9 protein-coding genes and 2 pseudogenes are annotated in these 13,960 nt (G+C 38.2%); 6 read left to right on the top strand and 5 right to left on the bottom strand.

All coding sequences use genetic code 11. The features are described from left to right. Positions 1-4: 4 nt before the first annotated feature. The 3 genes from xseA to AB7E63_RS06270 form a co-directional block, all read right to left on the bottom strand. Positions 5-1,420 carry an exodeoxyribonuclease VII large subunit gene (gene xseA, locus AB7E63_RS06280; protein WP_006341659.1) on the bottom strand — a complete coding sequence of 472 codons (1,416 nt, stop codon included), beginning with the start codon at positions 1,418-1,420 and terminating at the stop codon, positions 5-7. 8 nt (positions 1,421-1,428) lie between these two features. Further along, positions 1,429-3,723, bottom strand: a complete 2,295-nt coding sequence (locus tag AB7E63_RS06275) for a ribonuclease R family protein (RefSeq protein ID WP_006341660.1) — start codon at positions 3,721-3,723, stop codon at positions 1,429-1,431. 74 nt (positions 3,724-3,797) lie between these two features. Next, positions 3,798-4,610 (bottom strand): class I SAM-dependent methyltransferase, encoded by an 813-nt coding sequence (locus AB7E63_RS06270; RefSeq protein WP_006341661.1) that lies wholly within the window; start codon positions 4,608-4,610, stop codon positions 3,798-3,800. 180 nt (positions 4,611-4,790) lie between these two features. Here AB7E63_RS06270 and AB7E63_RS06265 point away from each other — a divergent pair, with 180 nt between their 5' ends. From AB7E63_RS06265 to AB7E63_RS06245, 5 genes are all read left to right on the top strand, one after another. After that, entirely contained in the window at positions 4,791-5,972 is a 1,182-nt protein-coding gene (locus tag AB7E63_RS06265) for a cation:proton antiporter (protein WP_006341662.1), read from the top strand. Between the two features lie 22 nt (positions 5,973-5,994). Continuing rightward, positions 5,995-6,426: a universal stress protein gene (locus AB7E63_RS06260; RefSeq protein WP_006341663.1), complete on the top strand. Its 432-nt coding sequence runs from the start codon at positions 5,995-5,997 to the stop codon at positions 6,424-6,426. A 224-nt stretch (positions 6,427-6,650) separates the two neighbouring features. Next, entirely contained in the window at positions 6,651-9,209 is a 2,559-nt protein-coding gene (gene leuS / locus AB7E63_RS06255) for a leucine--tRNA ligase (protein ID WP_013924706.1), read from the top strand. Between the two features lie 83 nt (positions 9,210-9,292). Further along, positions 9,293-10,120, top strand: coding sequence for a DNA-formamidopyrimidine glycosylase (mutM, locus tag AB7E63_RS06250; RefSeq protein ID WP_006341665.1), 828 nt, complete (start codon positions 9,293-9,295; stop codon positions 10,118-10,120). A 76-nt stretch (positions 10,121-10,196) separates the two neighbouring features. Next, positions 10,197-10,976, top strand: a complete 780-nt coding sequence (locus AB7E63_RS06245) for a hypothetical protein (protein ID WP_006341666.1) — start codon at positions 10,197-10,199, stop codon at positions 10,974-10,976. A 369-nt stretch (positions 10,977-11,345) separates the two neighbouring features. Here AB7E63_RS06245 and AB7E63_RS06240 read toward each other — a convergent pair whose 3' ends face one another. After that, positions 11,346-11,981 carry a hypothetical protein gene (locus AB7E63_RS06240; protein ID WP_013924705.1) on the bottom strand — a complete coding sequence of 212 codons (636 nt, stop codon included), beginning with the start codon at positions 11,979-11,981 and terminating at the stop codon, positions 11,346-11,348. 515 nt (positions 11,982-12,496) lie between these two features. Continuing rightward, positions 12,497-12,733: pseudogene (locus tag AB7E63_RS06235) on the bottom strand (IS256 family transposase); the annotation flags it as partial. 162 nt (positions 12,734-12,895) lie between these two features. Between AB7E63_RS06235 and AB7E63_RS06230 the strand changes: the two are divergent. After that, positions 12,896-13,960, top strand: a pseudogene (locus AB7E63_RS06230) (autotransporter outer membrane beta-barrel domain-containing protein); the annotation flags it as partial.

The raw sequence follows: 13,960 nt of genomic DNA, 5'->3' as shown, positions 1-13,960 counted from the left end.
TTAACTATTTTGAATAGATTTCGTTTATTTGTGCAAGAGCTTCACCATCAGATAATAACATGCGTATTTTCTGATCTTTTTTTAACATATGTACTGAGCTTATAACGGATTGATCTTTTTCCGAAAAGAGAATAGTATACCCTTTTGTTAATAAATTTCGTGGATTTATCGATTTTAATGCGTCTTCTTTATTTTTTAAAAGCTCACGCAAATGCTCTAATTTAACTTTCCACCTTTGATCCATTAGAATTTTCTCATCTTTTAGCTGAATCGCTTTTCTTAATTCATTTAGTTTTTGCAAAACGGAGAAATCGATCGCTTTGCGCAAATTGACTAATTTTTCCTTCAGATGAAAAATTTGCATTGTGGGCTTTAGGGTTTGCAAAATTTTTTCTCGCGATTCTAAAGCAAAGCGATGCTGCTTGAGCAATCGAAAAGTCGATTGATCCAATTCTTGCCGAAATTCATCCGCTTTTTGCATCCAAGATCCCAAGATGGCATAAGGACTGGCTAATAAAGGCTGCTTTAAAATGGTTTTTAAACAAAGACGATGATGATGAAGTGTCTGTCTCATGCTGTGATCGAGACGGCGTAAAATCTGCTGAAAATGATGCAATTGCTGAGCATTTTCGGTGATCACAATTTCTGCCGCCGCCGAAGGTGTTGGCGCGCGTACATCTGCGACATAATCGGCAATGCAATGATCCGTTTCATGTCCGACAGCCGAAATCACAGGAATTTGACTATTAAAAATGGCCTCTGCGACAATCTCTTCGTTAAAGGCCCAAAGGTCTTCAATGCTTCCGCCACCTCTCCCAACAATCATGACATCGACAAGATTAAAGGTATTAAAATCCTGGATAGCTTTTGCAATTTCTTGCGCAGCCCCAGGTCCCTGAACTTTCACAGGATTCAAAATTAAGTGAAAGCCAGTGGCCCGTCTCGTTAAAATATTTAAAATATCTTGAATAACAGCCCCTGTGGGACTTGTCACAACCCCTATTCGCTTAGGAAATTTGGGCAAGGCTTTTTTATGCTCTGCCTTAAACCACCCTTTTTTGTGCAGTTTAATTTTAAGCTCTTCCAATTTAAGCAACAACTCACCAAGACCAGCTAACCGTAACTCCCGAACAACGATCTGATATTTTCCTGTTGGGGGATAAACATTCAGCTGCCCCTGAATAATCACTTGATCTCCATCTTTTGGAATCATTTTTAGACTGGAGGCATCCCCCCGAAACATCACGGCCGCCACTTGTGCATGCGCATCCTTTAAAGAAAAATAGATGTGACCAGAGGATTGCACTTTACAATTGCTCACTTCTCCCTGTAACCAAACAAGAGAGAAGGTCGATTCCAAACTATGCTTAATTGCAGTGGTCAGCTGTGAAACTGTTAAAATAGGAGCTTCGTGCGGCATGATCGTTATTATTTTCTTTTACGCGGACGACTTTTTGATGGAGATTTGGAGGGCTTCTTTTTCGCGCTTGTAAAATTTTTTCCCTTTCGTTTCGATGATCCCTTTGGAGATTTTTTTTCTGTTGGCTCTGCCTGAACAAAATGCCACTTACTTTCCAGAGTGATAAAATCAATCTCCTTTAAAATCACAGAAATTTTTGTTCCAGAAGTAAAACCCTGACCCGTGCGTGTTCCTTTAAGACTTAAAGAAGGCTCATCATATAAATAGTAATCATTTCCGATTTCAGAGACATGCAAGAATCCCTCAAGCATAAAATCAAGAACTTCAAAAAAGAAGCCAAAATTTTTGACGCGTGTGATCACAGCGTCATATTGTTTATAAGGATCTTGCTGCTTGATTTCTTGGAGAAGACGGTATTTCTTTAATAAAACAACGCTTCCTTCCGCTTTAGCACTTAACCGCTCTTGTTCTGAGCACTGCGCTGCAACCATCTCTAAATGAGGAAGGTCTGCCTCTAAACCAAATAAAAGACGATGAATAATCAGATCCACATAACGGCGAATAGGGCTCGTAAAGTGGCAATAATGCGTTAGTCCTAGCCCATAATGCCCAATATTTGCTGGAGAATAAACAGCCAGACGCATGCGCCGGATGTAAGAAGTCGCTAAATACTGTCCATAGGGAGTCTCTAAAGCTTCATCAAATAGTTTTTGTAGCTCGGAAGGTGTAGGCGCTTCAGACAAATGAAAACCAAAGGCACTTGTCAAAAAGGAAAAATCGCGCATGTTTTCAGAAGAAGGCACATCGTGAATTCGGTAAGGGAGATTTTTTCCTTCTTGATCAAGATGCAGAGCAATTACTTCATTCGCTTTCAACATAAATTCTTCGACAAGCTGGTGCGTAATATCATAAACAACCAGGTCTAATCCTTGTGGAACACCGTTTTCATTTACCTTAACCACGAGATCTGGCATCGCAAATTCAATGCTACCTCTTTCATAACGTTTGCGTTTGAGTTTGTAACAAAGCTCAACCATCAGCTGCAAAGTCGGTTCATAAGGACTTTTTTTCTGACCATCCAAGATTTGCTTAGCTTCTCTATAAGTCATCCGCTTTTTGCTTTTGATCACAGAGCGAGAAATGCGGTAGTCCAGCATATTCCCTTCCGGATCAAAGTGGATATGTACGGAAACAGTTAGACGATTCACATTCGCTCTTAAACTGCACAAATTGCTAGACAATTCGTGTGGAAGCATTGGTAAGCAATAGCCTGGAAAGTAGGTTGAGTTCCCGCGACGGCTTGCCTCAAGATCCAATGCCGATCCTTGTTGCACATAGTGGGACACATCCGCGATATGTACGCCTAAATGAAAATGCCCATCTTCACTCTTCGCAAGACTCAAAGCATCGTCAAAATCTTTTGCTGTATCGGGATCAATTGTAAAACATTCAACATCTCTTAAATCTTCTCGATCGACCAGATCTTTTTTCGATACAACCTTCCCAAAATCTTTAGCTTCTGTCAAAGCTTTGGAAGGGAAATCTGCTCGAAGCTCGTACTCTTCAATAGCTGCAGGAATATCGCATGCGGGATCGGAAATGTGCCCTAAATAGTGAGACATGCGACAGGTCGTTTCATTCTTTTTATCTCCCCAGTCCACGACTTCCATGATCACGCGATCACCAACTTGCAAAGGTTTGCCCTCTGCTTGTTGAACGACAACTTGTTGAGACGTCCCAAGTAAAGGCACATAGGCATAAACGGCGCCATTGGGATAAACTGTTCGGATAATTCCTGCAATGTGTGTCCGACCGCGTTCAACAATCGCGATAACTTTGCCTTCTGGTCCTTTTTCAGAAATTGCAAGTGTATCGATGACGACCTCAACCTTATCGCCATCCACAGCATTTTGTGTATGAGGACGAGGGATAAAAATATCTTGATCGCACACCGAAGGATCGTCGGGTTGTACAAAACCAAAACCACGGGGATGCATATGAATAATTCCGCTAATCACATCTGTATGTGTTTTTTTGGCAATGTACTTTCCTTGAGAAAGCTGGGTGACCCCTTTTGCAACTAGAGCATCTAAAACTTCTTGAAATATTTCGATGTGCTGGGGATGAATTTGAAGCTTTTGACTTAATTCAGAAAAAGTCGCAGGAAAAAATGCTTTTCCTCCAATAAACTGTTCGACAGTTTTAAGGAAATTTTGAAACAGCTTTTCCTCTTTTTTAGATTTTTTAGGTTTTTTAGAGATGGAGACGACTTTTTTTTTGTCACTTGAGACTTTTTTTGGCATTGAACTCTTAAATTGGTAAAGGTTTTTAATTAATCAAACTCTTTAACTCTATCATAATTTTTCGTTTATACATACTAAAAACTCAAATACCCTGTGAAGGTATTTTGTTCCAGAATCATACTTATTTTTTCGTAAGGATGGTAAACACACCCATCTTCGCTGACAGGGATAAATTCAAGAGATTTATTTCCTATCTCATCTAAAAAAGGATCGTGAAATTCTTTAGGCAGCGCAATCAAAAATGGAAGCCACCCTCTCACATAATCTTCGAATCCCTTCTTCCCATGAAATTTTGCCGCATGACTAGACGTTTCGATATGAAGCATTTTCAATCCAGCTTCTTGCACTACTTGAGAATAAGCATTTTGATCTAAAAATTCATAAGGACGTGGATCTTGAAGAAAATAATTACGCCATTTTGGATGATCGGCAACTGCTTCGATTGGATCCCAAAAAGTGAGGCAGCGAGGAAACGTCACAATAATCGCTTTTCCTCCATAGTTAAGGAGTTGTTTCATTTGCTGAAAAACAGCCTTTTGATTTTTTACCCAATGTAAACAACTAAACGAAGTAATGAGATCAAAACTTTGTTCAAATGGTAATTGAACGGCATCTTGAATTTGAAAATCTAAATTTGGATATTCTACATTTGAAAATGATTGCTTAGCCAAATGAATCATTCCGGGTGATTTATCAATTCCAATCGCAAAACCGTTGGGAATTTTTTTGGCAATCTCTGCTGTAATTTTTCCATCACCACATCCAATATCCAGAACGTTTTCATTTCCTGTAAAAGGAAAATAATTCAAGGGGTCCTGCGCAAGAGCATACTGTAAAATAGAATTTTTTTTATAGTGTTTTGCGTCTAAATCGCCTGCAGCTACCATAATCAATGCCTTAAAATTTCATTTACTTAAACAAGCTATCATGAAGGTAGATTTTTGCAAAATATTGTAATAAAGATTTCACCTTGCATTCAAATGCATATTTTTAATTTAATCCCAAACAGATAGATCTACACATTCAAAAACAAATAAATTAGCTCATCTATTTTTTAAAGGAATTGAATGGCGGACATCTGGATTTTGGCAACACTATGGATAGGATTAGCTCTTATTTCCACTTTTATTTCTATCAAATTGAGGATTGCAACAGCCCTATCTGAAATTTTTATCGGTATTGCCACACAAGCGATTGTGATCACTTATTTCGAGGGATTTTCCTTAGGAGCAAATCAACCTTGGATTGCATTTTTAGCGGGCTGTGGAGCCTTTGTTTTAACTTTTCTTGCAGGAGCAGAACTTGATCCTTTAATTTTTCGTTCGAAGTGGAAAGAAGTCAGCTTGATTGGAATAATCGCCTTTTTTGTCCCATTTTTTGGATGCGCCGCCACCGCTTATTATATCCTTCATTGGGATGTCATGGCAAGCTGGCTATGTGGCGTAGCTTTATCCACAACATCAGTGGCGGTCGTTTATGCCGTCATGCTTGAGCTGGGACTTAATCGAACAGAATTTGGAAAAATTGTGCTCGGAGCATGCTTTATCAATGACTTGGGAACTGTGATTGCACTGGGACTCCTTTTTTCTCCATTCACCATGAAAACCCTGATTTTTGTGATCGCGAGCATTGCTCTGTTCATTTTTTTACCTCATGTCACCCAATATTTTTTCCAATTATACGGGGATCTCCCTGCCGAAATTGAAACGAAATATATTTTACTTGTACTATTTGGCATGGGCGGATTAGCCACTTGGGCTGGAAGCGAAGCCGTTTTACCAGCTTACATGATTGGTATGATTTTAGCTGGAACGGTTGGGAAAAACCTCGCCTTTATTCGACGGATTCGCACATTAACTTTAGGCTTTTTAACCCCTTTTTATTTTATTCGAGCAGGCTCACTTGTCTCACTATCGGCATTAATAGCTGCCCCTTTGGCCTTTGTTGTTTTGCTTACAGCAAAAATGCTTACAAAAATTTGTGGCGTCTACCCAACTGCTAAGTTAATCAAATACCCTCACCTAGAGTCAATGTACACAACATTATTAATGTCGACTGGGCTAACTTTTGGGACTATTTCGTCATTATTTGGATTAACTCATGGAATTATTAACTCAGAACAATATTCCTATTTAGTTGCGGCAGTCATAGGAAGTGCAATTGTTCCAACTATCATTGCTAATGCTTTTTATCTTCCTAAGCATCTTCTTCAAGAAAATGAACCAAAAATAAAACCACCAAAACAATAGCTAAGTTCAAAAGGACGATTTTATGATAAAAAAAATTTTAGTCGCTTACGATGGAGAACAATCCCATTCTGCATTTCTTTTTGGCTTGGATATGGCAAAAAAATTTGATGCTGAAATTGAAATCCTATCAATAGTGCGCATCTTAGAACCACCAGAAGATGTTGAAACACGCGATAATTTAGAAAAAGGAAAAGATCACTATGAGAAGTTTTTTAAACTTTTGAGACATGAAGCCCGTTCCCATGGTTTACGTATTAAAACTGAAATTGCGCTTGGTCATCCAGCCGAACAAATCATTCATTGGGCTGAAAAGAAAAAAGTTGATGTAATCATACTGGGGCCCCAGACTAAAAATACATTGGGTCAGTGGTTACTAGGATCTATTCCTGACCGAGTCGTTCATCATGCTCCTTGTACGGTTATTGTTGTAAAGCCAGATCATCATAAAAGTTAAAAAACATAGAAAATATTAGGAATAATCTGATAATCAGCAAACCTTTTATCATTCCCGAAATTGAAGTCATTCCGATTGCTCTTAATCTGCAGTAGACGGTAAACTATTATCTTGCGGGCAAAACCCCTCCCTTCAAATATTATTTTTTAATCATAGAGAATTGTTTCTTCGTTCTACCTCCAATGAAGTACATTGTCTGTTGAAGTTGTAAAATGGATAAAAAGATGCAAAAATACAATCACAAGCAAATTGAAAAAAAATGGCAGAAATATTGGCTCGATCATAAGACATATAAAGTTGAGATCGATCGCGCAAAGCCAAAATATTACGTGCTGGACATGTTTCCCTATCCGTCGGGATCAGGTTTACACGTGGGACACCCTGAAGGATACACGGCAACAGATATTCTCGCGCGTTATAAAAGACAAAAGGGATTTAATGTCCTCCATCCTATGGGTTGGGACAACTTCGGACTTCCGGCTGAACAATATGCGATTCGTACCGGCACACATCCCGCTGTTACGACAAAAAAAAACGTAGAAAATTTCAAACGGCAACTTCAGTCCCTTGGTTTTAGCTACGACTGGGATCGTGAAATCAGTACAAGTGATCCTTCTTATTACAAATGGACGCAATGGATTTTCACAAAGCTTTATGAAAAAGGCTTAGCGTATGAAGCTGAAATGTCTGTTAACTTTTGCCCTGCACTCGGAACTGTTTTAGCCAACGAAGAAATTGAAAACGGACGTGCCAAAGAAGGTGGCCATGTTGTAGAAAGACGCCCCCTCAGACAGTGGGTGCTTAAAATCACAGCTTACGCAGAAAGGCTCCTGCAAGATCTTGACCTCCTTGACTGGCCAGAAGGATTGAAAAAATTGCAAGCCAACTGGATCGGTAGAAGCGAAGGCGTTCAAGTCGATTTTTTAATCGATGGAACGGATGAAAAAATCACAGTTTTTACCACCTGCCCCCATACTCTCTTTGGTGCGACATATGTCGTCTTAGCTCCTGAACATCCGTTGATCAAGCAAATCACAACGACTGCTCAAAAAGATGCGATTGAAGGCTATCAAAAAGAAACTGCTTCGAAAAGTGATTTCGATCGTACAGAAATGGCCAAGAATAAAACGGGTGTTTTTACTGGGGCTTATGCCATCAATCCCGTCAATCAACAAAAAATTCCGATTTGGATTGCAGACTACGTCCTGATTAATTACGGAACTGGAGCTGTCATGGCGGTCCCCTCCCACGATGAAAGAGATTTTGAATTCGCAACCCAATATGAATTACCATTCGTGCAAGTGATCGATCCAGAGCTCACTGCTGAAGATGAAAACCATGATCAAATTCAACAAGCAATCGCATGTGGAAAAAAATGCTGGACAGGTAATGGAAAAGCAATCAATAGCCAACACAATGACTTTTCCATCAATGGTCTAACAACTGAACAAGCCAAAGAAAGCGTGGCGAATTGGCTAGAAAGCAACCAAAAAGGTCGAAAAACGATTAGCTTTAAGCTAAGAGATTGGCTGTTTTCAAGACAACGTTATTGGGGCGAACCCTTCCCGCTTCTTCACTTTGAGGACGGCACCATTCGTACGTTAGATCTGGATGAGCTTCCTTTATGTCCACCTCAGATTAGTCAGTACAAACCCGCAAGTGATGGAAGCAGCCCTCTTGCGAATGCTCCAGAATGGGTGTTTATTACTGATGTAAAAACAGGAAAAGCTGCACGTCGCGAAACCAATACAATGCCACAATGGGCGGGTTCGTGCTGGTACTATATTCGTTTTTGTGATCCACATAATGATGTAGAGGCATGGAGCAAGGAAGCAGAACAATATTGGCTACCTGTAGACTTATATGTCGGAGGCGTTGAACATGCCGTGCTACACCTATTATACTCCCGTTTTTGGCATAAAGTTCTCTATGATTGTGGTTTTTTAAGTACTTCAGAACCTTTCCAAACATTGCGTAACCAAGGGCTTATTACTGCACGTTCTTTTCAAAACAGTTTAGGAGCTTATGTGGCACCTGAAGATGTTCAGGAGAAAGAGGGTGAATATTTCCATCGCGAAACTGGAGAAAAACTCAAAAGTCAAATCGAAAAAATGTCTAAATCAAAACTCAATGGTGTTTCACCTGATGAAATCATTGAAGAATTTGGAGCAGATTCCCTGCGCTTATATGAAATGTTTATGGGCCCTTTGGAAAAAGAAAAAGTATGGAATACCGATGCTGTTTCGGGATGCAGACGCTTTCTCGCACGCTTTTATGACCTAGCCGTTTCGCCAAAGCTCACACAAGAGACGACTGTGGAAGCCTTAAAATTAGGTCATCGCCTTGTAAAAGGAGTGGAAGAAGATATTGTCGCTATGCAGTTTAATACGGCTATTGCCAAAATGATGGAATTTATTAATGACTTCTCAAAATTAGATACCTATCCAGCATCCGTTTTAAAAATGGCGGCACAAGCTCTTTATCCTTTTGCCCCCCATTTGGCAGAAGAAATTTGGGAAATCTTAGGAATCAAAGAATCTCTCAGTTATACCTCCTATCCGCAAGCGGAACAATGTTACCTAGAAGATTCCACGGTTCTCTATGTTGTACAAGTTAACGGTAAATTGCGCGGACGTTTTGAACTCCCCAAAGATCAAACAGAAGAGCAAATCGTAGAAGCAGCTAAAAAAGATCCAGGCATTCAGCGCCATATTGCAGGCACCGAAATTATAAAGGTAATTTTTGTCCCCAACAAGCTTTTAAATTTTGTTGTCAGACAATAAATATTCTACTTAAGTTAAGGAAGGGCATGGTTTCAATTATGAAACCATGCCACTCACTCAATTAACCTGGAGCATATCCGATTATGCCTGAATTGCCAGAAGTTGAAACAATCACACGAGAAATGCGAGAAGCAAAACTCGAGGGAAGAACGATTGAAAAAGCCCAAATTTTTTGGGAAAGAACCATTGCCACTCCTTCCCCTTCTATTTTTTCTAAAAAAATTGTCGGTCAAAAAATCTTAAACATCAGCCGACGTGGCAAATTCATCATTTTAACCCTTTCAAAAGAGTCCTTGCTGATTCATTTACGTATGACAGGAAAGTTTTTAATTGCGAAAGAACAAATCAAACCTGATTCGCATGAAAGAGTCAGACTTTTTTTGGATGATGGACGCATTTTACGTTATGAAGATCAGCGTAAATTTGGAAAGTGGTATTTAGTAAAAAATCCTGATGAAGTGCTAGGAGCCCTTGGGATTGAACCTTTGTCAGAGAATTTCACCCTTTCTACATTTCAAAAGATTTTAACAGGTCACCACCGACAAATTAAGCCTTTTTTACTTGATCAGCATTACATTGCAGGATTAGGAAATATCTACGTAGATGAAGCTTTATGGGTCTCTAAAATCCACCCATTAAGATCGGTTTCAACCTTAACAAAAAAAGAGATCAAAGCTTTACATGAGGCCATACCGATTGTTCTCCAAACCGGTATCAAGAACATTGGCACGAGTTTAGGGGCTGCAAGAGCAAATTATTTTAGTGTGAGTGGTCGTAGGGGATCTAATCAAAATGCATTAAATGTTTTTCGAAAAGATGGTTTGCCTTGTCCGCGCTGTAACACAACAATCAAAAAAATGACTGTCGGACAGCGTGGAACGCATTATTGTCCAGTATGTCAATCTCAATAAATCCTTATCAAAAAACCTGTCAATATAATAAACTTTAAAGTATAATAGATAATTAGTCTGTTTTAAGGAGTTTTTTATGAAAAAAATTTTCTCACTATTTTTATTATTAAATTTTATTTCTTTTTTTGCATTCTGTTCTGAAAGTAAAGATTTAAGCTACCATGTAGAGGGAATGGGCATATTTCCAGAAATTGAATATTCTCCTGAACGTTCAGTGTCAATTTCACTTGATATAGTCAATCAAAAGATTACCGATATTAAAATTGATCATATCTCAAAAGTCGCGAAGGAATTGCTCCATCAGTATCCAATAAAAAGCGATTATATAGACAGTCATGATTTTAACATTTATTACTATCATCCTGTCGCAAGCCAGGGAGGCAAAAGCATTGCGATTCATTCTATAAAAATGCCCAATGAGTATCAATATGTAGGCTGGGGACATTATTTAGAAGAAATGCATTGGATTAGAGGCAAAGGACCTATCGTCATCGGTACAAAAGCTGCAGTGGAGAATTTACAAGCGTTTGAGCAAACTAACACCGATTCTATCTTTCAAGGTGATATTCAATATGACTCAAATAATGGAACAATCGCAATCATTTTTGATCATCAATCAAAACAATTTTCAGGTCATTTATATCTTCATGATGAACAAATAGTCGATTTTCAAGGAGCCTATTCTGAATTAAGTCAAGAAAAATTAACTGGAAAAATTTTTGATTCAGGAAATGAAATTGGACAGCTTGATTTCATGTTTTTCGGTGATAGCAACCCTGAGATTGGAGGAATATTTGACTTTGAGCAAGCATCCTTAGGAAAAATAAAAGGGATCTTTGCTGTACGTGCATTTTAAAGAGGGAAAAGAAGTCTTTAACATGAAATACATAGCTCAATTTTTAAAAAGTTGGATGCGCTATTAGATTTTCAAAACACAACACACAACATTTGACAATATCTCCAAAACAGCTTGCAGCTGCGCCAGCATAATCCATTTCCCCCGAAGAATTTAAGAGTAATGACTCAAACTTATAGAAATTTTAACGAAATATAGAGCTGACGAAAGTATTTTGAATCATTCTAGAAAGCTGTGGAACAGTCTTAGTCGCCTCAATCTTTGAGATGAGGCGACCAAGCTGGACGTCAAAGGTATTTTTAAGATATTACACGGAATGATTTTCTAGGAAAATAGCCGAGATATTTCAAACAACAAGAAGGTACTTCATTATTTTTTTCTACCTTCTTGCAAGTTATCCACATATTCGTCCTTAAGATAATTTAAGCCACTAGCGATAAGAAAATCACCTAAACGTTGAATAATGGGCAAGCCTAACCGCACACCTACAACTTCAGCAAGTACTCCTGCTACAAGCAATGAACAGCCAACTTCAATACGTGCAGATATGAGAATTTCCTCTTCAGGATTTTTAGGATCATTTTTAGATTTTTGAAGAAAATCTAAATATTCAAGCTCTGCATTGTATTCGATACCATAAGCAAGACAATCCTTCATATAGGCATATTTGTGATCAACACGCTTTTTCTTAAGTTTGATAAATTTTTTAAACTTTTTGAAATCTTCCTTTGGGATTTTAATGCCGCTCTTCTTGATTTTCTCCTCAACAATATTCAACATCTCATCCATGTTAATTTTTGCGTTAAGACACGCCTCAGCTTCTTGCTTAAATTCAAACATAGTTTTAATGAGTTTGGAGTTGTCTGAACGATTAGCATATTTCTTCATCTTTTCAGCAAGATTTTGCAGCTTGACCGCGTAGACAACATCGCCGATTGTTATTGGAGAGTTGCTTGGATCGGCAATGTGCTTAGTAAAAAAGAAACTGTCGTACAGTATAAACATACCCGCTTAAAAGAAAGAGAACGTAAAAAATTAACCATTGTATAGCCTTTCGTTTTCGGTTTTCTTCGGTGGATTTCATTTTATTTATAAAATCATAAATAGGAAAAGATAGGGCGTATGAGAATATAATCGATTGAACGATCATGCTTGCTACTTGTATTGCAAATATAAGAAAAAGATTCATTTGTATCTTTGAATTTTTTAAAAAATTTTAACGGTATATCAGTCTGAAAAAAGAAACAAGAGGTATTTGTAACACATTTCTCATTTAAATAATAAGACATCCTAAGGATTGAAAGAACATCCTTTTTTCCATATGACCGATTCTAATTGTCACTTTCTTACACATCTTCTAAATTGGCTCAAAGGAGAAGTTCATATCTTTTGAGATATATTTTTTTAAAGAGAAGTATATAACATTAATTTGAGAAAGTTGAAAACTCTTGAGAGAAGACAAGAGATATTGTCAAATGTTGTATTTTGAGCATCTAATAGCGCATCCAACTTTTTAAAAATTAAGCTGTGTATTTCACGTTAAAGACTTCTTCCCCATCTTTAAACTGCACACCCAAAATCAGTTTGCTAATCAACTCATGACCTTTTAATTTTCTCCATCGCTTTTGTGCTTCCATTAAAAGCTTGTAAACCATGGCAAGTGTAGCTGTTCTGGATCCACAGCCTTTGGTTTCTCGTATGCGATGCCTAATAGTTGCAAATGTTGATTCGATTGGATTCGTTGTTCTTATATACTTATCCAATAGCTCGTGCTGAGCACTTCTACATTTTTTTGTTAAGGCTGTTTTTTCTCTGCTCAATGAACAACACGAAAATTATATATTTTACTTTTATTTCAGATTACTATTTACTATTTGAAAAATTCAAAGAAGGCCGTAGCTGTGCAAATCAAAAGACTTATGTTCATTTCATTTTTACTCTTAAATATCGAGTCAGGATTTTGTGCCGATATCACATGGATTGGGAGCACTAGTAATGATGTTTTAACTGCTACTAATTGGAATCCTAATGTCGTGCCCGGAAGCACAGACACAGCGATTTTTTCTGCAAACGGAGAATCCCTTACACCAACGTTATCTGATTCTCCTGCCACTGATGTTAACATGGGAACTCTCCAATTCTCTGATGCAACCTCCTACAACTTTACCTTACAATTTGCAGTTTCCAGACAACTTCATCTTCAACAAATCGGTGTGCTCAATCTAGGAGCATCTAATCAATTTTTTTCCATTAATGGCACAAACTCCATTTTGCGCTTTGAAAACAACAGCTCAGCAGATTCGACGCAATCAGGAAAAGTCTTTTATCATATCACCAATGTGGGACGCGTTCGGTTTGCTAATAGTGCCACGGCTTCTAACGCAAATATCGATCTCGACGCCAGTGGCGGGCTTCTTGAATTCTTCTCAACATCTACAGCAGCAAATGCCCAAATTACAATGACCGGGAATAATGCTACAACCACTTTTTTTAACAATAGCACTGGCGGATCAGCAATGATTGCCAGCACTAATAATGGAAATATTGTCTTTACAAATACTTCCAAAGCACAAAATGTCAAAATATTTGCTGATAAAACGACCTTGAGCTTTAGCGGATCCAGTCAAGCCAATTCAGCACAAATTACAGCAACAAATGGCTCTGTGGTCACCTTTAATGGAAATAGTACGGCCAATACGTCAACCATTCAGGCCAACGCAAGCTCCATTTTATTTTCAGGATCTGCTTCTGGAGCAGATGCAACAATTAATCTACAAAACCATTCACAAGTTTTTTTTAATCAGAATAATACACTCGCCACTCTCTGCGCTGATTCATCAAGCTTAGTCAATTTAAATTCTTTTCAACTAGTCTTAGGCGCGAATAATGCGAATTCTGTCATTGATGGAATCATCAATGGAATCGGAGGCAGCCTCATCAAAAATGGATCGGGAACATTAACTCTCAACGGAAGCAATTCTTTT

It is taken from the genome of Parachlamydia sp. (genome assembly GCF_050255895.1).
GTDB lineage: Bacteria > Chlamydiota > Chlamydiia > Chlamydiales > Parachlamydiaceae > Parachlamydia > Parachlamydia acanthamoebae.
The sequence above is the reverse complement of the archived record's forward strand: the minus strand, read 5'-3'. Positions and strand labels throughout refer to the sequence as shown.

Bases quoted from the DNA above. Each gene is read 5' to 3' on its own strand.
- AB7E63_RS06260 (WP_006341663.1), top strand. From the start codon at position 5,995: ATGATAAAAAAAATTTTAGTCGCTTACGATGGAGAACAATCCCATTCT.
- AB7E63_RS06275 (WP_006341660.1), bottom strand. From the start codon at position 3,723: ATGCCAAAAAAAGTCTCAAGTGACAAAAAAAAAGTCGTCTCCATCTCT.
- AB7E63_RS06265 (WP_006341662.1), top strand. From the start codon at position 4,791: ATGGCGGACATCTGGATTTTGGCAACACTATGGATAGGATTAGCTCTT.
- AB7E63_RS06270 (WP_006341661.1), bottom strand. From the start codon at position 4,610: ATGGTAGCTGCAGGCGATTTAGACGCAAAACACTATAAAAAAAATTCT.
- AB7E63_RS06240 (WP_013924705.1), bottom strand. From the start codon at position 11,981: ATGTTTATACTGTACGACAGTTTCTTTTTTACTAAGCACATTGCCGAT.
- xseA (WP_006341659.1), bottom strand. From the start codon at position 1,420: ATGCCGCACGAAGCTCCTATTTTAACAGTTTCACAGCTGACCACTGCA.
- AB7E63_RS06245 (WP_006341666.1), top strand. From the start codon at position 10,197: ATGAAAAAAATTTTCTCACTATTTTTATTATTAAATTTTATTTCTTTT.
- mutM (WP_006341665.1), top strand. From the start codon at position 9,293: ATGCCTGAATTGCCAGAAGTTGAAACAATCACACGAGAAATGCGAGAA.
- leuS (WP_013924706.1), top strand. From the start codon at position 6,651: ATGCAAAAATACAATCACAAGCAAATTGAAAAAAAATGGCAGAAATAT.